Source organism: Pseudomonas sp. PD9R, assembly GCF_019200975.1.
Taxonomy (GTDB): domain Bacteria; phylum Pseudomonadota; class Gammaproteobacteria; order Pseudomonadales; family Pseudomonadaceae; genus Aquipseudomonas.
The window spans coordinates 396,632-417,492 of sequence record NZ_JAHTMR010000002.1 but is presented as its reverse complement, the minus strand read 5'-3'; the positions used below and the strand labels follow the sequence as shown (position 1 = coordinate 417,492).

The 20,861-nt window shown below is 60.2% G+C and carries 21 protein-coding genes; 10 read left to right on the top strand and 11 right to left on the bottom strand.

Going from position 1 to position 20,861, the window contains the following annotated elements:
- Positions 1-5 precede the first annotated feature (5 nt).
- Positions 6-260, top strand: coding sequence for a colicin E3-like toxin immunity protein (locus tag KUF73_RS06380; protein ID WP_218437200.1), 255 nt, complete (start codon positions 6-8; stop codon positions 258-260).
- A gap of 69 nt (positions 261-329) precedes the next feature.
- Here the strand turns inward: KUF73_RS06380 and KUF73_RS06375 are convergent, their stop codons facing one another.
- Positions 330-794 carry a glycine zipper 2TM domain-containing protein gene (locus tag KUF73_RS06375; RefSeq protein ID WP_218437199.1) on the bottom strand — a complete coding sequence of 155 codons (465 nt, stop codon included), beginning with the start codon at positions 792-794 and terminating at the stop codon, positions 330-332.
- Between the two features lie 167 nt (positions 795-961).
- Here KUF73_RS06375 and KUF73_RS06370 point away from each other — a divergent pair, with 167 nt between their 5' ends.
- Positions 962-1,198: a hypothetical protein gene (locus tag KUF73_RS06370; protein ID WP_218437198.1), complete on the top strand. Its 237-nt coding sequence runs from the start codon at positions 962-964 to the stop codon at positions 1,196-1,198.
- A gap of 5 nt (positions 1,199-1,203) precedes the next feature.
- On the opposite strand, the gene pdxH is transcribed toward KUF73_RS06370, so the two are convergent.
- The 5 genes from pdxH to dinG form a co-directional block, all read right to left on the bottom strand.
- Entirely contained in the window at positions 1,204-1,851 is a 648-nt protein-coding gene (gene pdxH / locus KUF73_RS06365) for a pyridoxamine 5'-phosphate oxidase (protein ID WP_218437197.1), read from the bottom strand.
- 24 nt (positions 1,852-1,875) lie between these two features.
- Positions 1,876-2,979, bottom strand: coding sequence for an OmpA family protein (locus KUF73_RS06360; RefSeq protein ID WP_218437196.1), 1,104 nt, complete (start codon positions 2,977-2,979; stop codon positions 1,876-1,878).
- Between the two features lie 113 nt (positions 2,980-3,092).
- On the bottom strand, positions 3,093-4,238 hold the full coding sequence (locus tag KUF73_RS06355; protein WP_218437195.1) for a serine hydrolase domain-containing protein: 1,146 nt from the start codon (positions 4,236-4,238) through the stop codon (positions 3,093-3,095).
- Between the two features lie 170 nt (positions 4,239-4,408).
- Positions 4,409-6,922 carry a beta-galactosidase gene (locus KUF73_RS06350; protein ID WP_218437194.1) on the bottom strand — a complete coding sequence of 838 codons (2,514 nt, stop codon included), beginning with the start codon at positions 6,920-6,922 and terminating at the stop codon, positions 4,409-4,411.
- Positions 6,923-7,017: 95 nt separating this feature from the next.
- On the bottom strand, positions 7,018-9,162 hold the full coding sequence (gene dinG, locus KUF73_RS06345) for an ATP-dependent DNA helicase DinG (protein ID WP_218437193.1): 2,145 nt from the start codon (positions 9,160-9,162) through the stop codon (positions 7,018-7,020).
- 99 nt (positions 9,163-9,261) lie between these two features.
- Here dinG and KUF73_RS06340 point away from each other — a divergent pair, with 99 nt between their 5' ends.
- On the top strand, positions 9,262-9,726 hold the full coding sequence (locus KUF73_RS06340) for a CopD family protein (RefSeq protein ID WP_218437192.1): 465 nt from the start codon (positions 9,262-9,264) through the stop codon (positions 9,724-9,726).
- A gap of 121 nt (positions 9,727-9,847) precedes the next feature.
- Here KUF73_RS06340 and KUF73_RS06335 read toward each other — a convergent pair whose 3' ends face one another.
- The 4 genes from KUF73_RS06335 to KUF73_RS06320 all read right to left on the bottom strand — a co-directional run bounded on the left by KUF73_RS06335 (position 9,848) and on the right by KUF73_RS06320 (position 12,530).
- Positions 9,848-10,606, bottom strand: a complete 759-nt coding sequence (locus KUF73_RS06335) for a collagen-like protein (RefSeq protein WP_218437191.1) — start codon at positions 10,604-10,606, stop codon at positions 9,848-9,850.
- Complete coding sequence (locus KUF73_RS06330) at positions 10,599-10,877, bottom strand: DUF1145 domain-containing protein (protein WP_218437190.1); 279 nt, start codon at positions 10,875-10,877, stop codon at positions 10,599-10,601. Before KUF73_RS06330 ends, KUF73_RS06335 begins: the two co-directional genes overlap by 8 nt.
- 148 nt (positions 10,878-11,025) lie before the next feature.
- Positions 11,026-11,745, bottom strand: a complete 720-nt coding sequence (locus KUF73_RS06325) for an OmpA family protein (RefSeq protein ID WP_218437189.1) — start codon at positions 11,743-11,745, stop codon at positions 11,026-11,028.
- Positions 11,746-11,834: 89 nt separating this feature from the next.
- Complete coding sequence (locus tag KUF73_RS06320; protein ID WP_218437188.1) at positions 11,835-12,530, bottom strand: OmpA family protein; 696 nt, start codon at positions 12,528-12,530, stop codon at positions 11,835-11,837.
- A 190-nt stretch (positions 12,531-12,720) separates the two neighbouring features.
- On the opposite strand from KUF73_RS06320, the gene KUF73_RS06315 reads away from it, so the two are divergent.
- The 4 genes from KUF73_RS06315 to KUF73_RS06300 all read left to right on the top strand — a co-directional run bounded on the left by KUF73_RS06315 (position 12,721) and on the right by KUF73_RS06300 (position 14,505).
- A complete protein-coding gene (locus KUF73_RS06315) occupies positions 12,721-13,218 on the top strand; it encodes a DUF6231 family protein (RefSeq protein WP_218437187.1) in 498 nt (165 codons plus the stop codon).
- A gap of 4 nt (positions 13,219-13,222) precedes the next feature.
- On the top strand, positions 13,223-13,699 hold the full coding sequence (locus KUF73_RS06310; RefSeq protein WP_218437186.1) for a YchJ family protein: 477 nt from the start codon (positions 13,223-13,225) through the stop codon (positions 13,697-13,699).
- Between the two features lie 114 nt (positions 13,700-13,813).
- On the top strand, positions 13,814-14,299 hold the full coding sequence (locus KUF73_RS06305; RefSeq protein ID WP_218437185.1) for an LEA type 2 family protein: 486 nt from the start codon (positions 13,814-13,816) through the stop codon (positions 14,297-14,299).
- A 5-nt stretch (positions 14,300-14,304) separates the two neighbouring features.
- Positions 14,305-14,505 carry an SEC-C metal-binding domain-containing protein gene (locus KUF73_RS06300; protein WP_034146774.1) on the top strand — a complete coding sequence of 67 codons (201 nt, stop codon included), beginning with the start codon at positions 14,305-14,307 and terminating at the stop codon, positions 14,503-14,505.
- Between the two features lie 155 nt (positions 14,506-14,660).
- Here KUF73_RS06300 and KUF73_RS06295 read toward each other — a convergent pair whose 3' ends face one another.
- A complete protein-coding gene (locus tag KUF73_RS06295) occupies positions 14,661-15,218 on the bottom strand; it encodes a cysteine hydrolase family protein (RefSeq protein ID WP_218437184.1) in 558 nt (185 codons plus the stop codon).
- 256 nt (positions 15,219-15,474) lie between these two features.
- Between KUF73_RS06295 and KUF73_RS06290 the strand changes: the two genes are divergently transcribed.
- From KUF73_RS06290 to KUF73_RS06280, 3 genes are all read left to right on the top strand, one after another.
- On the top strand, positions 15,475-17,925 hold the full coding sequence (locus tag KUF73_RS06290) for a penicillin acylase family protein (RefSeq protein WP_218437183.1): 2,451 nt from the start codon (positions 15,475-15,477) through the stop codon (positions 17,923-17,925).
- A 177-nt stretch (positions 17,926-18,102) separates the two neighbouring features.
- A complete protein-coding gene (locus KUF73_RS06285) occupies positions 18,103-19,128 on the top strand; it encodes a ligase-associated DNA damage response exonuclease (RefSeq protein WP_218437182.1) in 1,026 nt (341 codons plus the stop codon).
- Positions 19,125-20,813, top strand: a complete 1,689-nt coding sequence (locus tag KUF73_RS06280) for an ATP-dependent DNA ligase (protein ID WP_218437181.1) — start codon at positions 19,125-19,127, stop codon at positions 20,811-20,813. The genes KUF73_RS06285 and KUF73_RS06280 overlap by 4 nt, the downstream gene beginning before the upstream one ends.
- Positions 20,814-20,861 lie beyond the last annotated feature (48 nt).

The following is a 20,861-nucleotide window of genomic DNA, read 5'->3' as shown; positions in this document are numbered from 1 at the left end:
CGACTATGGGACTGAGAATAAGGCTTGAGTGGTATGACAAGAACACAGAACTGGGCGAAGGAGAGGAATTGTCGAAAGATTTTGGAGATGACGGTTACGTAATTGAAGAGCTCGGAATGCGAGTTGAAAACAACATCAACAATGGTGGGTTTGATGTTATTTCCAGCTGGATCAGTGTGCTTCAGCCGCATTTCCACCATGCCTTAGACTTATATTCTTACGACTACCAAGTAGCATTCGTCTATCGCGACAAATGGTAGACGCCCAATAAAAATCAAAAACCCCGACCAGTCACCTGATCGGGGTTTTCATTTTTTACCCGTGCCCGCTTAGTGCGAAACGCGACTCGTCCCGCCCACAGTGGAAATCCGCACGCGCTCACCCACACGGAATACTTCGTTTGGCTGAACTTCCTGGACGTAGGCGCGCATGCTGCCGTCGTCTTCGCGGACGGTGACTTCAACGCCTTGGGTGCGAGTCAGGCCTTCTTCAGCGGCTGAACCCACCAGGCCGCCGGCGACTGCGCCGATGACTGCTGCGACGATGCTACCTTTACCGCCGCCGATGGCGCTGCCGCCAACGCCGCCGACGGCTGCACCGGCGATACCGCCGATCGGGGTTTTGGTGCCTTCGATTTTCACCGGACGCAGCGATTCGATGGTGCCCATGCGAACGGTCTGCACGCGACGCGCTTCGTCACGGGAGTAGGAGTCACCGGTCAGGCTCGATTGGCAGCCGGTAAGCAACATCGCCATCGTGGAAAAGGAAGCAACCAGCAGAACAGACTTACGCATAGCATCAACTCCAAAGGACAGGTAAGCATTTAACTCCGCAGCTTGACGCCTGTCACGGCATCGCCGGGGTAAAATTGGTTTGATTCAGGCCTTGTACAGGCACTTTCACGAAATCACCACACGGTAGCGGCAAATTCGTCGATCTGCGCTACTGAAACAGGATTTTCATGGATTACTTTATCATTATCGTCACTACCGCTGCTGGCCTGTACTTCCACGGGTGGCTGTACGTGCGGGTCAAACGCTGGATGGACCGCGACCTGGCGTTAGCGCTGGCTGGCAAGGACGAACGAAAAAAAGCGTTCATGCTCCAGCAACTGGCGAACGCTCAAAGGCAAAAAATCAAGCGTCGAGACCTGCCGCAATGGCTGGAGGCCACTGCGGCAGGCTATCCCGAGCGGTAGACTGCTTAGGGTGCCAGACGTTCAAGAATCCAGTCGGCACCCTGCAAACGATAGTTGAGGCGGTCGTGCAGGCGGCTCGGACGGCCCTGCCAGAACTCAATGCGTTCGGGCAGCAGGCGATAGCCGCCCCAATGTTCCGGGCAGTGAGGCTGAGTGTCGCTGAAACGTTGTTCAGTGTTCTTGAGCAACCCTTCCAGTTCGGCGCGATCAGCGATCACTCGGCTCTGAGGTGAAGCCCAGGCACCGAGACGGCTGCCCAGCGGACGAACCTGATAATAAGCATCGGACTCTTCGGACGTGACCTTTACCACCCGCCCTTCGATGCGCACCTGGCGCTCCAGGGTTGGCCAGAAAAAAGTCATGGCCGCGAATGGATTCGCGGCCATGTGTTGACCTTTGGCACTGTCGTAGTTGGTGAAAAAGGTAAAGCCCTGCGCATCCAGGCCCTTGAGAAGCAGGATGCGGCAATGCGGTCGACCCTCCTGATCGACAGTGGCCAAGGTCATGGCGTTCGCCTCCACCGGCACCTGTTCGGTTTTCACCGCGTCAGCGAACCATTGGTGAAACAGCGCAAACGGCTCGACCGGAGCTTGCGCCTCGGTCAGGCCATCACGGGTGTAGTCGCGGCGCATATCAGCCAGGGCCTTGGTCATGGCGCATTCCTTTTGGTTAACGAATCACTGCTTTGTGGTATCGGCGGCGACGGCTTTCTTTGGATCGACAGCGGCTTTGGCCGGTGCCGTCTTTTTCGCCGGGGTTGCAGTTTTAGCCGGTGCCTTTTTGGCAGCGGTTTTCTTGGCCGGTGCTTTTTTCGCCGAAGGCACATCTGCTTTCTTCGCGGCTGGCGCCGGAACAACAGGTTTGGCGACAGGCTTGACGTCTTGTACGGCAACCATAGTCACTGGCGCCGGGGCCGGCATGTTGTACTTGCTCAGCAACGCAACCATGGTGTTTTGCGGCGTCACCATCAGTTCCACGCGACGGTTCAGGGCACGACCTTCGACGCTGTCGTTGGCGGCACGCGGGGCTTCACCGCCCATACCGCGCAGCATCAAGCGATCACGCTGCAAACCACTGAGACGGAAAATCGCCGCTACAGCCTGGGCACGTTCCTGGCTCAACTTGACGTTGGCCGGTGCGGCGCCCGACGTATCACTGTGGCCAAGTACCAGCACGGCGGTCTTCGGATCGACTTCGAGGATTTTCGCAACACGGGTGAACGGGCCGAGGGTTACCGGCAGCAGCATGGCCGGACGGTCCGGGTTGAACGAGCCTTCGACCGGCGCGATCACCACCAGCACGTTTTCACGGCGTTCCAGTTTCAGGTTGCTGTCCTTGATCGCATCACGCAAGCGTGGCTCGTAGTCATCAAGCCAGGCCTGGGTAACTTTCGGATCAGGCATCGGCACGGCTTTGGCCGTGCTCTGTTCTTTGCCGCCGAACGGCCACCACCACTTGCTGCCGGTATCGGCATCAGCCTTGGCGATAACGGCAGGTTTGGCTTCAGGTTTCACTTCCGGTTTTACTGCGACTTTGTCGGCCGGCTTGTTGGTGTCGTCATCAGAGCCAAACGGCCAGTACCAGTGGCTGCTGCTTTCAGTCTTGGTGACAGGAGCGCTGACGGCTGGCTTCAAGGGCGCCGGGGCCGGCTCTTTGGCCGCGACTTTGTCGGATGAACCGAACGGCCACCAGCTACCGCCGTCTGCATCATTTTTAGGAGTCTGTGCGCAACCGGTAATTGCGAAGCACAGTGCCAAGGCGAGGGTTGGTTTGGATGACATTGGATATCCACAAAAATGAAGTCAAAAAAATCAGGCCGGATTGGCCTGCATAAACAGACGGTTGGAAACTGAAAAGGCTTTCGGGTTCCAGCTCCGGCACCCTTGAGCGTGATTTACAGACAAGTGGCCAGTACCCGCACAAGTTTTTGTGCGCGCGGATCCATCAAGACGTACGGCCCCAGTGTATTTGTCACAAAACCGAAAGCGACATCGTGCTCCGGGTCAGCAAAACCAATAGAGCCGCCAGCGCCCGGATGACCGAAAGCACGCGGGCCAAGGCCATAGGTTGCATTGGGCACGTCCGGCTGATCGAGCATGCAACCCAGACCGAAACGGGTCCGGGTCAGTAAAGTCTTGTCTTCGCCGAGGCTGTGCTCGCGGGTCAGCTCATCGAGCATTTCGCCTTCCAGCAGGCTGCCATCGAGCAAACCGGCGTAGAAGCCGGCCAGGCTGCGGGCATTGCCGTGGCCATTAGCCGCCGGTTGCTGCATGCGTCGCCATTCCGGCTTGTTGGTGCTGGTCATGATCGACGGCGGGTTAGTAAACGCACGGGTGGTCATGGCGGTTGGCTCGCGCATGGTTACTTGCAGCAGGCGTTGGGCCGCCGCATCGCCGACGTTGCCCTTGCCACGGGCAATGTGCGCCACGCGATCAAATTCTTCATCCGCCAGGCCGACATGGAAATCCAGGCCCAAAGGCTTGGCGATCCGTGCCACGATGGACTCACCCGGCCCGCGACCGTCGGCACGGCGCAACAATTCACCCACCAGCCAGCCATAGGTGATCGCCGCATACCCGTGGCCCTCGCCCGGCGTCCACCATGGCGCTTCGGCGGCCAGAGCGTCGACCATGGTTTGCCAGTCGTAAAGGGCTTCGGGGGCCAGCAACTCGCGGAGCGCCGGCAGACCGGCCTGATGGCAGAGCAGTTGGCGCAGGGTCACGGATGCTTTGCCGGCGGCAGCAAACTCCGGCCAGTAGCGAGCAACCGGGGCATCCAGTTGCAGTTTGCCTTCGGCGACCAGTTGCAGGGCAGTGACGGCGGTGAAGGTTTTGGTGCAGGAGAACAGGTTGGCGATGGTGTCGCTGTGCCAGGCTTGCGCGCCATCCTTGTCGGCGGTGCCCGCCCAGAGGTCGACGACGGTTTCGCCACCGATCTGGATGCACAACGCTGCGCCACGTTCCTGAGGATCGTCGAACAGCGCCGCGAACGCCTCGCGTACCGCTTCGAACTTAAGCTCGTAAAAACCCTGAATCTGCACCCGCAACTCCCCGGATAAGCTCTACAAAGTGGCCCGCATTGTTCCAGCCCTTGAGGGATTTGGGAACAGGGTCGGGCCGGGCGGTCAATTGAAGATCAAGATCAAAAGATCGCGGCCCGCGCAGCTCCTACATGAAAATGCTGCCGCAGACTGCGAACTTTGCTTCAGCCTTAATGGCCATTGCCAGAATGGCCACCGGTACCCTTGCCAGGGCCTCTGCCGGCCTCGGCCTTGCGGCCGCCCTCGGTGTTGTGACTGGCCTTGTCGGCCTCGGCGCTGGCCTTCTGCGCTTCTTTGCCCAACTGATCGACAGCCGCCAGATTGCTCTTGCGCACGCTGTCGACAAAGCCCTGGAATGGCAGATCGGTAATACCCACCAGACCAAAGTGACCGTTTTCGCCATCCAGCAGGCGCCCGGTCACGGGTTGATCCAGGTATTGGAACCAGTGCACACCCACAATCGACGGTTCGCTCAGCGCCTGTTTGAGGAAGTTCGCGTAGGCCGGGCCACGGTCTTCTTCCTTCGCCAATTGCGTCACGCCGCCCCAGAACGGGCCACGGTCGGTCGAGCCGAAGTTGAACTCGGTGATCAGTACTGGTTTGTCGAGGCTGCGCAGTTTGGCGAAGTCGTATCCGTCCTGCGGTTGCAGGGTGTACATGTTGAAACTCAACACGTCGCAATACTGCGCGCAGGACTCAACAGCTTCCGGGGTGCTGATTGCAAAGCGGCCACCGAGCAACAACTGGTTCGGCGCGTGCCACTTGAGTGAATCGGAGATGGTCTTGAAGTAAGTGTCGGCGAAGACCTTCTGGAAGTATTTGAAGTCGGCCTCGATTTCCGGGTGTTCGGCGCTTGGCAGTGGCGGCACGAAACCGGGGTCTTCCATCAATTCCCAGGCTGGCAAATCAATGCCCCAGGCTTTCGACAGGCCCGCCTGGTTGCGGTATTTGTCGCGCAGTTGCTTGAGGAACGCACGTTTGGCCGGCACGTCGGTGGTCATTTTCAAGGTGCCGTAGGCCAGGGCGTAGCGCGCCTTTGGATCATCGCCAGGACCGGCCCAGGCCAGTTCATTGTCGGCGTAGTACCCGATCAGCCATGGGTCGTCGCGATGATCGCGCGCGGCGATGGCCACGGCGCGCTCGGTGGCCATGGCGAAACGTGGGTCGAACGGATCAGGCATGCCGCCCCACCAATCGGTCCCGGTGCTGATACTGGCGTAATCACCGACGATCGACAGCGGCAAGGTGTACGGCACGCGGTCAGCGTCGCCCAGTGCTGGCGCACTCCAGTTGCCGAGGGTGTTGAAGCCCCAGGCTTGCAGACGGTCAAGGGTATGGCCCGTCCAGCGATGTTCATCGAAAGTCGCTTTGCAGGGCTCGGCCGTTTTTTGCTCCACCGCTTTCGCCACCGACGCTTCAGCGGCGTCAGTCTTGGCCGCTTCGGCGACACCGGATTCGGCGGTCGCAGGTACGACGGGTTGCTCGGCAGCCTTCTCGGCCCTTGCCTCTACCGCGTCGGCCTTGGCCGCTGCGGCAACACCGGCCTTGGTATCGCTGCCCAGCGCACAAGGGGCGCCATACAGACGCTGCAAGTTGGCGCCATAGAAGTCGTACCAGCGCCCGAAATTAAAGCCCCGCCCCTGATCGACACCATTGCCACCACGGTTGTCGCCTTCGCCAAAGTGACTGGCCAGCGGCTCGTCAGCCTTGGGCAGCGATTCGAACATGGCTTCGCGACCGGCGACGTAGGTCTGGTTGACGTCCGGGGCAACGGTGTTGACGCCCAACGAATAGAACGGATGCCCCTCCGGCGTCACCAGATACCAGCGGCCGTCACGTTTCTCCGTGCGGAAAAAGCCGCTGCTCTTGAAGGCGGGGCCTTGGGTCCAGCCACCGAATTTGTCCAGGGACGATTTCTCGCGTTCCGCCAGCCAGGTTTTCAGTTGTTGCTGTTCCTTGGCGGCGGCGCTTTTCAGTTGTTCATCGCTGCTGACTTTCTCTGGCCATTTGGCCCGGGTCGATTGACCGTAAGCATCCACCAGACCGCCATACACGGCTTGGGTCACCGACTCGGCGTCCTGCACGCCGAAGCGCTCCAGCAGAATGCTCTGGGCCACTTTCGGTTGATCCATCGACACACTTACCGATACGACCTGACCACGGTCCAATTCACCTGCGCTGCTGGCGAGCAAGATGCGCTGACCGTCGACCGTCATCGGCATCGGCGGCCCTGCCTTCAAGCCCTGGCTCAGCGGTGACGTCGCTTGCAAAGGCACCAGCAGGGTTTGCGCCGGGCCGGCCGGCAAGTCGACGCGACTGACCAGCGTCTTGCCGTCGTTACTTTGAATGGTCACATAGAGAGTCACCGCCCAGTTCATGGCGCTCTGGATTCGCAGGCTCATCACACCTGACTGCGACCAGTCCCAGGCCCCGGTCTGCGGGGTCAGGCGCAGGGTCGGCCGGGCGACCGGGTTGAACGTCACCCGGCGCAGCACTTCACCTTCGGCGGTTTGCTCGGCGTTGGATTGCGGCAGGCTGGCGTCCTGAGTCGCCACCTGGACCACATCAGCGGGGCGCACAAAGTTGAACAATGTCTGCTGGCCCGCGGGCGCAGCCAGCAAGGGCGTTGCGAACGACAGGGCTAAAACGGCAGGTAACGAACAGCGCAGCGAACGGCGAATCATGAGAACGAAATTCTCCCTAACGACCTCGGTGGGCCAATGGAAAAGCGATGGCAGAGAGGTAGACAACGCGGTGGGCAGATTTGCCCACCGGTGTATCAGGAAATTTCACGTCGAAATGGCGGCAACGCGTTGAGGATCGCCTTGCCATAGCGCTGGGTGACCAGGCGTCGGTCAAGCAGGGTGATGGTGCCGCGATCTTCTTCGGTGCGCAGCAAGCGACCGCAAGCCTGGACCAGTTTCAGAGAGGCATCCGGCACGGAGATTTCCATGAACGGATTGCCGCCCCGCGCTTCGATCCACTCGGCCAGCGCCGCTTCGACCGGATCATCGGGCACCGAGAACGGAATCTTGGCGATCACCACGTGTTCGCAATACGCGCCGGGCAAGTCGACCCCTTCGGCAAAACTCGCCAGCCCGAACAGCACGCTGGAATCGCCGCCATCGACCCGCGCCTTGTGCTTGTTCAGGGTTTCCTGTTTAGACAGGTTGCCTTGAATGAACACTTGCTTGCGCCAGTCACGGTCCAGGCCATCAAACACGTCCTGCATCTGTTTGCGCGAAGAGAACAACACCAGGGTGCCCCGCGAGCCTTCGACCAGATCCGGCAGATCGCGGATGATTGCGGCGGTGTGGGCCGCCGCATCACGGGGATCGGCGTTCAGGTTTGGCACCCGCAACACGCCGGCGTCGGCGTGATGGAACGGGCTCGGCACTACGGCGGTCACGGCTTTTTTCGGCAGGCCCGCACGCATGCGAAAGCGGTCGAACGTACCAAGAGCAGTTAATGTCGCCGAGGTCACCAGACAGCCGTACGCCACGTTCCAGAGGTTGCGACGGAGCATTTCCGCCGCGAGGATCGGGCTTGCGTTGACCTCGATGTCAAACAGCGAACCGCTTTCGGCCAGTGTCAGCCAGCGTGCCATCGGCGGATTGTCTTCCGGGTCTTCAACAGTGAACGCGGTCCACAACTCCCAGTTGCCCGAAGAGCGCGACAACAGGCTGCCGAACAGCGGATACCACTCTTCCGCCTGATTGCTGGCGATGCCGATGTTGACCTCGCCGTCCATGCCTTCCTTGAGCAGATCGGTGAGACGGGTGAACAGGTCGGTCAGGCGCGCGAAGCCCTTCTTCAATTCGATGCCCATTTCGCGCATGTGCTCGGGAATCACCCCGCCGACAAAGCGGTGACGTGGCCGCTCGCGGCCTTCGACGTCTTCACCGGGTTTGAAATCGGCGGCCTGCTCACACGCGGTGAACATGAACTGTTGCTGGGTCTTGATCTCCCGCGCCAGTTCCGGCACCTGCTCGATCAGCTTGCCCAGATCACCGGGCAACGGATGTTGCGCCAGCAGTTTGGTGAGGTTCTTGGCGGTGGTTTCCAGCCAGTCGGCGGTGGAACGCAGGCGCGTGTAATGGGCGAAGTGGCCGATAGCCTTGTCCGGCAGATGATGGCCTTCGTCGAATACGTAGATGGTGTCACGCGGGTCCGGCAGCACCGCGCCGCCGCCCAGCGCCAGGTCGGCCAGCACCATGTCGTGGTTGGTGACAATCACGTCGACCTTGCCCATGCCTTCGCGGGCCTTGTAGAAGGCGCATTGGCCGAAGTTAGGGCAATGACGGTTGGTGCACTGGCTGTGATCGGTGGTCAGGCGCGCCCAGTCGGCGTCTTCCAGAGCGGTGGACCAGCTGTCGCGGTCGCCGTCCCATTTATTGCCGGCGAGTTTTTCGATCATGCTGGTGAACAGCTTCTGACTGGCCTCGTCGACCTCGATCTTGAAACCTTCTTCTTCGAACAACTGTGCGGTGGCGGTTTGCGCGTGGCCTTCCTGAAGCAACATATCGAGCTTGGACAGGCACATGTAGCGCCCGCGGCCCTTGGCCAGGGAAAACGTGAAGTTCAACCCGCTGTTGCGCATCAGGTCGGGCAAGTCCTTGTAGACGATCTGTTCTTGCAGGGCGACGGTGGCCGTGGCGATTACCAGGCGTTTGCCAGCGGCCTTGGCGGTGGGGATGGCCGCCAGGCTGTAGGCCACGGTCTTGCCAGTACCGGTGCCGGCTTCCACCGCGACTATCGCGGGGTCGCCACTGCGCCGGCCTTCGTCGTCGGTGTCGATATCCCCGAGGACTTTGGCAACTTCGGCGATCATCAGGCGTTGGCCGTAGCGCGGTTTGAGGCTCTTGGCTTCAAGAAAACGCGAATAGGCGCCCTGGATCGTGGTTTTGAGTTCGGTGCTGATCATGGATTGTCGGGCGCAAAAAACGCTGGATAAATTTTCAGTGGTTCGGTTCGGCCGCTATCATACCCCGCTAATTAATCCCGCGCAGAACGGAGTACCTCAATGACCGCTTTTAGCCTTGTTTATAGCCTGCATGTCCTCGCCGCACTGGTCTGGGTGGGTGGCATGTTTTTCGCCTGGATGGTCTTGCGCCCCGCGGCCGTGAAGGCACTCGAAGGCCCCGCCCGGCTGAAGCTGTGGGTAGAAGTGTTTCAAGGTTTTTTTCGCTGGGTATGGGTGGCGGTGGTGCTGTTGCCGATCAGTGGCGTGGGCATGCTTCATCTGCACTTCAACGGTTTTGAAACCGCACCGCGCTATGTGCAGGTGATGATGGGGCTGTATGTGGTGATGACCGCGCTGTTTATCCGGATTCAGGCGCTGATGCTGCCGGAACTGCGCACGGCGGTCACCGCGCAGGACTGGCCGGCGGGGGCTGCGGTGCTGGGGCGGATTCGGCGGTTGGTCGGGATTAATCTGATTGTTGGATTGGTGCTGGTGGCGATCGCTGCGGCTCGGCCGATGTTCTAGGCAATTCCCTCTGTAGAAGCTGACGCAGGCTGCGATCTTTTGATGTTGCCTTTAAGAAACAAGATCAAAAGATCGCAGCCTGCGACAGCTCCTACACGGAAACCGTCGTTCAAGAAACAGTTTACAACCGCTGCACAATCACCGAACCCGGCGCGCCAGCAGGCCCCGCCTGGCCGTCGACGCCCGGCTTGCCGCTCTTGCCGCCATCGGCCTTGTAGACGAAGCAACCCTTGGCTTTACCACCCGCCCCCGGTTTGCCACCAGGCCCGGCCAGGCCACCGGCACCGCCAGCTACCTGAACCTTGATCTGCTCGGCCGGGAAATCGTGCGGCACGGCCAGTTTCACTAATGCGCCCGGCGCGCCGGGTTGACCGTTACTGCCATCGCTGCCATCGGCACCGCGACCCGCCTGGCCCCACGTGCAGCCGGGCGCCTGACCATTGGCACCGTCGAGGCCGACAAATCCTGGCGCACCCGCACCACCGCGAGCATCTACCAGCAATTGCGGCGCGTTCAATGTCTTGATCTGCAAATTCAGATTGCGCCCGGAACGAGCTGCCCTCTGGTAAGTCCCGGGCGCCCCGCGCGCGGTGATCTGGCTGCCCTCGGACAATTGGGCACGGCTGACCTTCAGCTCCAGCGCCTGCTCGCCGGGCACGATCGCGATCCGCGCGTCACGGCCCAGATGCAGCTCGCCGACGGAGACTTCGGTGATGTTCGAGGGAATCAGCAAGGTGCCGTAATCGGCCACTTCCAGACGTTCCAGTTGCAAGGTGCTGGCGGTGTTGGGCAAACGCATCAATGAGTTGGTTTCGACACTTACCACCTGAGCGCAGGCCAATGGACTGATAAATACGGCGAGCAGACAGAGTTTACGCATGGGAAGCCTTCGGTGCGGTCGGAGCCGGAATGGTTTGCAGGTGGAAAACGCCGAAAAAGACAATCTTCAGGCGATCGAGCCAAGGGTGGGCACGACCTCGGAGGCTGCGATAGCAAAACAGCGCTTCAAGAAGATGGAGGGTTGCCAACAAGCTGCCGGCCAGGTTGACCAACACGTGCAGCGGATAGATGAATGGCGTGAGCAGATTGACCAGCACCACCAGCCAGAACAGCAGGGTCAACAGCTTCCCCAGCCCCCATAACAGCTTCATACACGCCCCCGATGAGAATTATTGTTTGCGCGCACAGTAACGACTTCCACGCGGGATAAGCCAGAGGGCAACCGAAAATTCTTCATGAAGATCGCCGAACGGCCGCCGCAACGATGCTCATCATCGCCCGACGGCTCTACTGCGCGGTTCAGCGATTGATATGCAACTCCACGCGACGGTTTTTCGCGCGCCCTTCATCTGTTTCGTTATCGGCCACCGGCTGACTTTCACCCTTGCCTTCGCTGGTGATTTTGTTCGGCGCCACACCCTGGCTCAGCAGATACTCGGCGACGCTGCTGGCGCGACGTTCCGAGAGCGCCTGATTGTAGGCATCCGAGCCAACACTGTCGGTATGGCCGACCACCTTGATGCTCACTACGTCGGCGTCCTGCAATTTGCCCATGATCGAATCCAGCTTGCTCTTCGCGGTGGGCGTCAGCTCCGACCGGTTGAAGGCAAACAGTACGTCGCCGGCATCGCTCAAGGTGATGACTTCAGATTGCACAGGTTCGGCAGGTTTCACGCTGGCCGGGTATTGCGGCAGCGGGCAACCGCGATGATCGACCGGCGTATTGGCGGGGGTGTCAGGACAACGGTCACGGCGGTCGAACACGCCGTCGCCATCTTCGTCGCCATCCTGCGCATAGCAAATCAAACCACCGGTCAAAATACCGAGGGCCGCTCCACCGGCCGCCCAACCGCCACTTTCGATAGCGCCCAGGCCTCCGCCGACCAGTCCGCCAATGACGCTGCAGATGGGCCAGGTTCGTTGATTGAGGGGGGCAGTGCCATCGCTGTGAGTAGCGCAACCGGTCAACAGGCTGCCAAGCAGCAGAACCGGCAAGACGGTCCGTGTGAGGTTGGTCATTTTGAAAGCTCCTGTGTCACCGGCCAATGCCGGTTACACAGGAGTAAAGACCCGCATCCGCGACTGCACAAGCCGCGGATGCAAGGGATCTAACGGTTGATTTTGATTTCCGTACGACGGTTTTGTGCACGGCCGTCGGCGGTTTTGTTATCGGCAACCGGCTGGCTTTCACCGGCACCGGTAACAGACACAAAGTTACTGCGCGGCACGCCTTCATGGATGAGGTACTCAACCACCGAGTGGGCGCGTTTATCCGACAGTTTCTGGTTGTAAGTATCGCTGCCCACGCTGTCGGTATGGCCGGTAACGGTCAAACGAGCAGTAGGTGCTTCGGCTTTCAAACGAGTGGCGATTTTATCGAGCACTTGTTTGTCAGACTCAGTGAGGGTTGCTTTGTCGAACTGGAAGTGAACATCGCGGATGACGATCGTTTCTTCCTTGACCACCACGGCCTCTTCAACCACTGGAGCAGGTGCTGGTGGAGGGCAACCATCGGCATCGACTTTCACGCCATGAGGCGTGCCCGGGCACTTGTCGCGGCTATCCGGCACACCATCGCCGTCTTCGTCGCCATCACCGTGAACCCAGCAATAAGCCGCCGCCGTACCGCCGACAATCAGCGCGCCATAACCAGCCCAGGACGAACTCTCGGTTGCACCGAGACCCGCACCTACGACACCACCAACGGCCGCACAGGTCGGCCAGTCGGTTTTCTGCAAACCTGCGCAACCAGTCAACACACTGGTTAGCAGAACCAGGGGTAATGCTGTCCGAACTATGCTCATCTAGTTTTCTCCTGAAGGATCGGCTTAGAACCGATTCAGGGAGTAAAGACCGGAGTTTTAATCTCCGCCAGCAATAGGCCATTGCTGTTTTGTCCCGTGTTCACGACTGATCGTCATTTTTACGTAAAACCCGCTCTAGGCTCGAACTGGCGGGCAGGCTAGTCTTGGCACATCTGATTGAGGATCTTTGATGATTGCAGGTATTTCTTCGCGCACGCCGCAACAGGCGTTGGCCGCTTTGCTGGACCGTTATGCCCCGCCGCGCCTGCTGTTGATTGGTGCCAGCGAGTTCCCCGCGCTCGAAGCGTTCAAGCTCGCGCACCCGGACAGCTGTGTGGCCCACGCGGCACCCGGGGCATTGCCGGCAGAGTTGGCAGCGCGCCGGTTTGATCTGGCACTGGTGGTCGATTGCCTCGAACACCTGCCCAAGCGCGACGGTTTGAATTTGCTCGGTGGTATCCGCAACCTCAATGCCAGTCGCATCGCGGTGCTGGCGGACTTGCCGGCCAGCGGCTGGCAGGAAACGGATTTTTTCTCCCTGGCCCTGCAAGCCAGCGAACGTTTCCAGCGCGACGATCAAGTGCTGACCTTGTTCACCTATGATCTGCTTGACTACAAACAAGTACCCGACTGGCTCAATTCGCGGTTCTGGGCCAATCCGGAAAACTTCGGGAAATATTGGTGGTAACGCAATGAGTACATCCATTTGCCCTTGCGGCAGCGGCACCCTCCTTGATGCCTGCTGCGGCCATTACCATGCCGGTCACCCGGCGCCGTGCGCCGAAGCCCTGATGCGCTCGCGCTACAGCGCCTATGTGCTTGGCCTGATCGATTATCTGGTGGCGACCACCCTGCCCGCCCAGCAGACAGGTCTCGATCGGCAATCGATCAGCGACTGGAGTGCCCAGAGCACCTGGCTGGGTCTTGAAGTAGAAAGTTCCGAAGTCCTTGGCGGTCAACCGGAGCATGCTTTCGTAACCTTTACCGCGCGCTGGCACGATGGCAGCGGCGAGCACAGTCACCGCGAGCGCTCGTCGTTCGTGCAGAACGCCGGACGTTGGTACTTCATCGATCCTACCGTGCCACTCGACATTGGACGCAATGACGCCTGCCCTTGCGCCAGCGGGCAGAAATTCAAGAAGTGTTGTTCGGGGTATTTCGGCAGTTAAGGTCAAAAGACCGCAGCCGTCGGCAGCTCCTACACAAGATCGCGCAAACCTGTAGGAGCTGCCGAAGGCTGCGATCTTTTAGGGCTAGACTGGGTTTCAAGGGAGAAACTCGCCATGACCCGCCAACGACACGCTTTACAGACCCTCGCCTTGCTCCTGTTACTGGGACTCAGCGGTTGTGCGTCGTGGTTCAGCGACGATGAGCCCGACCCCGAAGTGCATCTGGTCAGGGTTGAAGTCGTGCGAGCCAAGCTGCTGGAGCAAAAGTTTGTGCTGCACTTTCGCATTGATAATCCCAACGACAGCGACCTGACAGTGCGCGGCCTGGAATATCGTATTCATCTTGGGGATATTCTGCTGGCCGAAGGCGAACATGAACACTGGATGACCGTGGGTCCCAAGCGCAGCGGTTTGTACAAAGTGCCGATCCGTACCAACCTGTGGCCCAAGGTCAGGGATCTCGTCAAACAACTGAAATCCGCCGAGCAGCGCATCCCTTATCGTCTGGAAGGTGAAATGGAAACCGGTTTATTCATCGCCCACTACGTGCACCTGGCGCGTAATGGCGTGATAATCCCCGCCGATCTAATTCCGGAGTAACCCCGATGACCCAGCAACCCCATGTCCATGGCCCTGACTGCAACCACGATCATGACCATCATGATCACGACCACGGCCATGTCCACGGCCCGAACTGCGGCCACGCCCACCAGGAACCGGTGCGCAACGCCTTGAAAGACGTCGGCCGCAACGATCCTTGCCCATGCGGCAACGGCAAGAAATTCAAGAAGTGCCACGGCGCTTGATGCTTCGGGCGAAGAATTTCTTCGCCCGTTGAATCGCCTTTGCGAGCAAGCCAGTTTCCTGCAGGAGCGAGGCTTGCCCGCGAAGATGGCAGAACATTCAACATCGATGGACTTGAAAATTCGCTTTCGTGGGCAAGCCTCGCGCCTACAGGCGTTCAATCTTCCGCCAGAATCTGCGCAGCGCTGACCACCGTCGCATACTCCCCATGCAAATTCCCCAACGACATCGCATGCACCTCTTCGGCTGAACGGGCATTGCCGAAAAAATCCGTCTTGTCGAAGGTAAAGCACGCATCCTCCACAACCCACGTGTCAAACCCCAGATTGCCCGCCGATCGCGCCGTGGACTCCACCGAGTTGTGGGTCGCCACGCCCACGATGATCAACTGCCCAACCCCCGCCGCACGCAATCGTGCTTCCAGCCCCGTCGCACAAAACGCGTCCGGCACCTGTTTTTGAATCAGTTGTTCGCCAGGCAATGGCACAAACCGCTCCTGAAACTCCACCCCAGACTGCTGCGGCCAGAACACCGAGTTTTCGGAACGGGACAAGTGCTGCACGTGGATCACCGGCCGCTCGCTGTAGCGCCAGTGGCTCAACAGGGCGAGCATGCGTTCCTCGGCGTGGGGGTTGTTGCGCCGGCCGAGTTTGGGGTGAAGGATGCCTTTTTGTTGATCGATGATGATCAGTGCTGCGTTTGACTTGAGCTCCATGCTGACCTTTCCTCCCGGTACATTGGATGAGCCGCACTTCAGCATTCGCCGTTGCAACTGGCAAGAAGATCAAAAGATCGCAGCCTGCGGCAGCTCCTACAGTGAAATGTGATGCCCTGTGGAAGCTGCCGCAGGCTGCGATCTTTTCGGTTTATCCGACAAATCCTGAAATAACTTTGTACCCCGCTTGCGCGGCCATCGCCTGCTCACTAACGTAGCGGCTTTATCGCGCCATTACCCCCGCAGGAGCTTTGCCATGGCCTCGCCAGCCCTTACACATTTTCTTCCCCGGTTCGGCGTTGCCGCAGCAGTTGCGGGTGTTTTGAGCCTGACCGGTTGTCAGAACTTCAATGCCCAGGACACCCTTGCGCCGACTTCCGGGGTTCAGCCGCTCAAGGGCCTGGCGCAGAACGTTTCGGTGCGACGCAACGCCATGGGTATGCCGTTGATCGAAAGCAGCACCTTCCACGATGCGCTGTTCACCCTCGGTTATGTGCACGCCAGCGACCGCATCACACAAATGGTCACCCTGCGCTTGCTGGCCCAAGGCCGTTTGGCCGAAATGCACGGTTCGGACTTGCTGGACGCCGACCGCTACATGCGTGCGGTCAATCTGAAGAAAAGCGCTGGCGAGCTGTACAAGGCGTCTTCGCCGCGCCTCAAGCGCTTTTTTGAAGTCTATGCCCGCGGGGTGAACGCTTACTTGTTCCGTTTCCGCGACAAGCTGCCGGCCGACCTGGTCGCGACTGGCTACAAGCCTGAATACTGGCAACCGGAAGATTCGGCGCTGATTTTCTGCCTGCTCAACTTCAGCCAGTCCGCCAACCTGCCTGAAGAAATTTCCGCGTTGGTGCTGGCCCAAACGGTGACCCCCGACAAACTGCCGTGGTTGACCCCCTCCGCGCCCGACGAAAAACTACCGTTGGCCGAAAGTGAAAAGCTGCAAGGCATCAAGCTCAACGGGCAAGTGCCGGGGCTGGCGGAAATCAACAAAGCCACCAATCAGCTCTCTGACATGAACCTGTTGGGCGCCACCTCATCGAATAACTGGGCCATCTCCCCGCAACGCAGCCGCAGTGGCAAAAGCCTGCTGGCCAGCGACAGCCATGGCCCGATGGGCGTGCCGTCGCTGTTCAGTTACGTGCAGATTCGCGCACCGAAGTATCAGGCCTCCGGCGTGACCATCGCCGGTTTGCCGATGGTGCTCGGCGGGTTCAACGGCAAAGTGGCGTGGAGCACGACCAGCGTCATGGGCGATAACCAGGACCTGTTCCTGGAGAAAATCAAACGCCAGGGCAATGGCCTGGCCTACGAAACCGGCGGCAAATGGCAGCCGGCGATCGTGCGCAACGAAACGTACTTCGTCAAAGGCCAGCGGCCGATTCGCGAGGCCGTCTATGAAACCCGTCACGGCCCGCTGCTTAATAGCGCTCAAGGTTTGGCGCAGGGCAACGGTTTCGGCCTGGCCCTGCAGACACCGAGTTTCACCGACGACAAATCTCTGGACGCGTTTTTCGACCTTTCCCGTGCACAGAACGTCGAGCGGGCATCGGACGCCAGCCGCGAAATCCGCGCCATCGCGCTGAACCTGGTGTTTGCCGATGCCAGCAACATTGGCTGGCAAGTCACCGGCCGCTACCCGAACCGCCGTGAAGGCGAAGGCCTGTTGCCGTCGCCGGGTTGGGAAGGTCGTTACGATTGGGACGGTTACGCCGACCCGATGCTGCACCCGTACGATCAGGACCCGGCCCAAGGCTGGCTCGGCACCGCCAACCAGCGGGTCATTCCCCATGGCTATGGCATGCAACTGTCCAATTCGTGGTCGGCTCCGGAACGTGGCGAACGCATGGCCGAACTGGCCGGCGTGGGCAAACATGACACCCGCAGCCTGATCGCCATGCAGTACGACCAGACCACCACCTTCGCCGCCAAACTGAAAAAAATGTTTGAAGCACCGGGCATGTCCCAGCCGCTCAAGCAGGCCATTGAGGCGCTGCCCGTGGCGGATCGCGACAAGGCGCGCGAGGCGCTGACCCGTTTGATGGCGTTCGACGGCAAACTCAGCCCGACCTCCGCTGACGCAGCGATCTACGAACTGTTCCTGCAGGAAAGCACCCAGCAGATTTTCCTCGACGAACTGGGTCCGGAAAGCAGCCCGGCATGGAAAGCCTTCATTGCCAACGGCAAGTTGTCCTACGCCGCACAGGCCGATCACCTGCTGGGCCGTGAAGACAGCCCGTTCTGGGATGACGTGCGCACCGCGCAGAAAGAAGACAAACCGGCGATCCTCGCTCGCAGCCTGGCCGCGGCGATCAGCGCCGGGGACAGACTGTTGGGCGGCGATCACAAAGCCTGGCAGTGGGGCAAACTGCACCGCTATGAATGGAAGAACAGCAGTGGCCAGACGGTTCGCGGGCCATTGCCAGCTGGCGGCGATCACACCACGCTCAATACTGCCGCGTTCGCCTGGGGTCAGGACTTCAACACTACGCTGGTGCCGGCCATGCGCTTTATCGTCGACTTCGGCCAGTCCGAACCGCTGATGGGCCAGAACGCCACCGGGCAGTCCGGCAACCCGGCCAGCCCGAACTACCTGAACAGCATCGAGCCGTGGCTGAAGGGTCAGTACATGAGTTTGCCAATGCAGCCGGAGAACTTCGACAAGGTGTATGGCAAAACGCGTTTGACCCTGACACCGGGCAAGTAACTCAAAAGGCAAGATCAACAGATCGCAGCTTGCGGCAGCACCTACAGTGGACATGCGTTCAACCCGTAGGCGCTGCCGCAGGCTGCGATCTTTTAGCTTTTATCCCTTAAAAACAGATAGAACTTCCCGCCCCACGCCAACCTCCTAGCTAACAAGCCCCGCCACTTGGTTAGCAACGTGGATCTCGTGATCGCGCGTCCCGAAGGTTTGTACTGCCCCGCCGGCGATTTCTACATCGACCCGTGGCGGCCGGTCGAGCGTTCAGTCATCACTCATGCCCATGGCGACCATGCGCGCACCGGCAATCAACATTATCTGGCGGCGGCGCCCGGCGAAGGAATTCTGCGGGCACGACTGGGTCAGGACATCAACCTGCAAACGCTTGCGTATGGCCAGCGATTGTTGCATCACGGCGTGACCCTGAGCTTTCACCCCGCCGGCCATGTGCTGGGCTCGGCCCAGGTGCGCCTGGAATACGGTGGCGAAGTCTGGGTCGCCTCCGGTGACTACAAAATCGAACCCGATGGCACCTGCGCGCCGTTCGAGCCGGTGCGCTGCCACACCTTCATCACCGAATCGACCTTCGGCCTGCCGATCTATCGCTGGCAACCCCAGGCACAGGTGTTTGCCGAGATCAATCAGTGGTGGCAAGCCAACGCCGCCGAAGACAAGGCCAGCGTGTTGTTCTGCTACTCGTTCGGCAAGGCCCAACGCATCCTGCACGGCATCGACTCAAGCCTCGGCCCGATCCTGGCCCATGGTGCGGTCGAGCCGCTGAACCGCGTTTACCGCGAGGCCGGTGTTTACATACCTCCCACGATCTACGCTGGCGACATCAACAAGAACGACCCGCTGCTGCGTAAGGCCTTGGTCATTGCGCCGCCATCGGCCGGCGGCAGTACCTGGATGCGCCGCTTCGGAGACTACAGCGACGGGTTTGCCAGCGGCTGGATGCGCCTGCGCGGTACACGCCGGCGACGTGGCGTGGATCGCGGCTTCGTGTTGTCCGATCACGCCGACTGGCCGGGGCTGCTCTGGGCCATCGAACAGACGGGCGCCGAACGGGTGATGGTCACTCACGGTTCTGTCGCGGTGTTGGTGCGGCACCTGCGCGAGCAAGGTCTCGATGCGCAGGGCTTCAGTACCGAGTACGGGGACGATGAGGAAGAAAGCGCCGCCATCAGCACCGAGACGCCCTCATGAAAGCGTTCGCCGAGTTGTACGCACAACTCGACGCCACCACGTCGAGCAATGCAAAACTGGCCGCCATGCAAGATTACTTCTCTCGCGCCGCCGCGGAAGATGCCGCATGGGCGGTGTACTTTTTGTCGGGTGGGCGACCCCGGCAGTTGGTGCCAGTGCGCGTCCTGCGTGAACTGGCAGTGGCGTATTCCGGGCTGTCACCGTGGTTGTTCGAAGAGAGTTATCAGGCGGTGGGTGATCTGGCGGAAACCATTTCGCTGGTGTTGCCCGAAACGCCCCACCGTTCAGTCGACGGACTGGCGGTGTGGATCGAAGACAAACTGCTGCCATTGCGTGGCGAATCCCCTGAAGTGCTTGCCGAACGACTGCCCATGCTCTGGGCGCAACTGGACCGTTCCAGCCTGATGCTCTGTATCAAATTGATCACTGGCAGTTTCCGCGTCGGGGTCTCCAAGCTCCTGGTGACACGGGCACTGGCAGCCATGGCGCACCTGGACAGCAAACGCGTGGCCCAGCGCCTGGTGGGCTATACCGACCTGTCCAATCGCCCGAGCGCAGCCAGTTACTTGAAGCTGATCGCCCCTGAATCCGGCGACGAACATGCGCAGCGCGGCGGTCAGCCGTATCCGTTTTTCCTCGCTCATGCCCTGGCGCAACCGGTCGAACAATTCGAAACTTTGCTCGGCCCCGCCAGCGATTGGCAAATCGAGTGGAAGTGGGATGGCATCCGCGCCCAAGTGGTCAAACGCGACGGGCGACTGTGGATCTGGTCGCGGGGTGAAGAACTGGTCACCGAACGTTTTCCCGAGCTTGAGAGCCTTGTGCACTGCCTGCCGGACGGCACGGTGATTGATGGGGAAATCGTTGCCTGGAAAGCATCGCCGCCGGAAACCGAAGATGCCTTCAATCCCCAAGCGCCGGCCGCCCCCGCCGTACAACCTTTCGCTTTGTTGCAGCAGCGGATTGGCCGCAAAACCCTCAGCAAAAAAATCCTGACTGACGTGCCCGTGGTGATCCTCGCCTACGACTTGCTGGAATGGGCAGGCGAAGACTGGCGCAGTCAGCCCCAAACCCGGCGTCGCGCTCAACTGGAACAGGTCATCGCTGACGCCGGCAACCCTGTGTTACTCGCTTCGCCATTGCTGACCGGCGCGGACTGGTTCGACCTCGCCCGACAGCGGGAGGCCTCCCGCAGTCTTGGCGTCGAAGGCATGATGCTCAAGGCCCGAGAGGCACTGTATGGCGTCGGTCGCACCAAGGACATGGGCGTCTGGTGGAAATGGAAAGTCGACCCGTTCAGCGTCGACGCCGTGCTCATTTATGCACAACGCGGCCATGGACGCCGGGCCAGTCTCTACAGCGATTACACGTTTGCGGTGTGGGACGCTCCAGTTGACGCCCGCGAACGCGCACTGGTGCCGTTCGCCAAGGCGTACTCGGGGCTGACCGATGAAGAAATGCGCCAGGTCGACAGTATTGTGCGAAAAACCACCGTGGAAAAATTCGGCCCGGTGATCAGCGTGAAACCGAGCCTGGTGTTTGAATTGGGGTTTGAAGGGATAGCCTTGTCCAAGCGCCATAAAAGTGGCATCGCGGTGCGGTTTCCGCGGATGCTGCGCTGGCGCCAGGACAAGTCCGTCGAAGAGGCCGATCATCTCGGCACGCTGCAGGACTTACTTAGATAACCTTTCCCCTGTGGCGAGGGAGCTTGCTCCCGTTGGGCAGCGAAGCGG

Coding starts and splice junctions, on each gene's coding strand:
- KUF73_RS06300 (WP_034146774.1), top strand. CDS start 14,305: ATGACCCAGCAACCCCATGTCCATGGCCCTGACTGCAACCACGATCAT.
- KUF73_RS06320 (WP_218437188.1), bottom strand. CDS start 12,530: ATGAGCATAGTTCGGACAGCATTACCCCTGGTTCTGCTAACCAGTGTG.
- KUF73_RS06380 (WP_218437200.1), top strand. CDS start 6: ATGGGACTGAGAATAAGGCTTGAGTGGTATGACAAGAACACAGAACTG.
- KUF73_RS06360 (WP_218437196.1), bottom strand. CDS start 2,979: ATGTCATCCAAACCAACCCTCGCCTTGGCACTGTGCTTCGCAATTACC.
- KUF73_RS06325 (WP_218437189.1), bottom strand. CDS start 11,745: ATGACCAACCTCACACGGACCGTCTTGCCGGTTCTGCTGCTTGGCAGC.
- KUF73_RS06370 (WP_218437198.1), top strand. CDS start 962: ATGGATTACTTTATCATTATCGTCACTACCGCTGCTGGCCTGTACTTC.
- pdxH (WP_218437197.1), bottom strand. CDS start 1,851: ATGACCAAGGCCCTGGCTGATATGCGCCGCGACTACACCCGTGATGGC.
- KUF73_RS06335 (WP_218437191.1), bottom strand. CDS start 10,606: ATGCGTAAACTCTGTCTGCTCGCCGTATTTATCAGTCCATTGGCCTGC.
- KUF73_RS06310 (WP_218437186.1), top strand. CDS start 13,223: ATGAGTACATCCATTTGCCCTTGCGGCAGCGGCACCCTCCTTGATGCC.
- dinG (WP_218437193.1), bottom strand. CDS start 9,162: ATGATCAGCACCGAACTCAAAACCACGATCCAGGGCGCCTATTCGCGT.
- KUF73_RS06330 (WP_218437190.1), bottom strand. CDS start 10,877: ATGAAGCTGTTATGGGGGCTGGGGAAGCTGTTGACCCTGCTGTTCTGG.
- KUF73_RS06375 (WP_218437199.1), bottom strand. CDS start 794: ATGCGTAAGTCTGTTCTGCTGGTTGCTTCCTTTTCCACGATGGCGATG.
- KUF73_RS06280 (WP_218437181.1), top strand. CDS start 19,125: ATGAAAGCGTTCGCCGAGTTGTACGCACAACTCGACGCCACCACGTCG.
- KUF73_RS06315 (WP_218437187.1), top strand. CDS start 12,721: ATGATTGCAGGTATTTCTTCGCGCACGCCGCAACAGGCGTTGGCCGCT.
- KUF73_RS06350 (WP_218437194.1), bottom strand. CDS start 6,922: ATGATTCGCCGTTCGCTGCGCTGTTCGTTACCTGCCGTTTTAGCCCTG.
- KUF73_RS06295 (WP_218437184.1), bottom strand. CDS start 15,218: ATGGAGCTCAAGTCAAACGCAGCACTGATCATCATCGATCAACAAAAA.
- KUF73_RS06305 (WP_218437185.1), top strand. CDS start 13,814: ATGACCCGCCAACGACACGCTTTACAGACCCTCGCCTTGCTCCTGTTA.
- KUF73_RS06290 (WP_218437183.1), top strand. CDS start 15,475: ATGGCCTCGCCAGCCCTTACACATTTTCTTCCCCGGTTCGGCGTTGCC.
- KUF73_RS06340 (WP_218437192.1), top strand. CDS start 9,262: ATGACCGCTTTTAGCCTTGTTTATAGCCTGCATGTCCTCGCCGCACTG.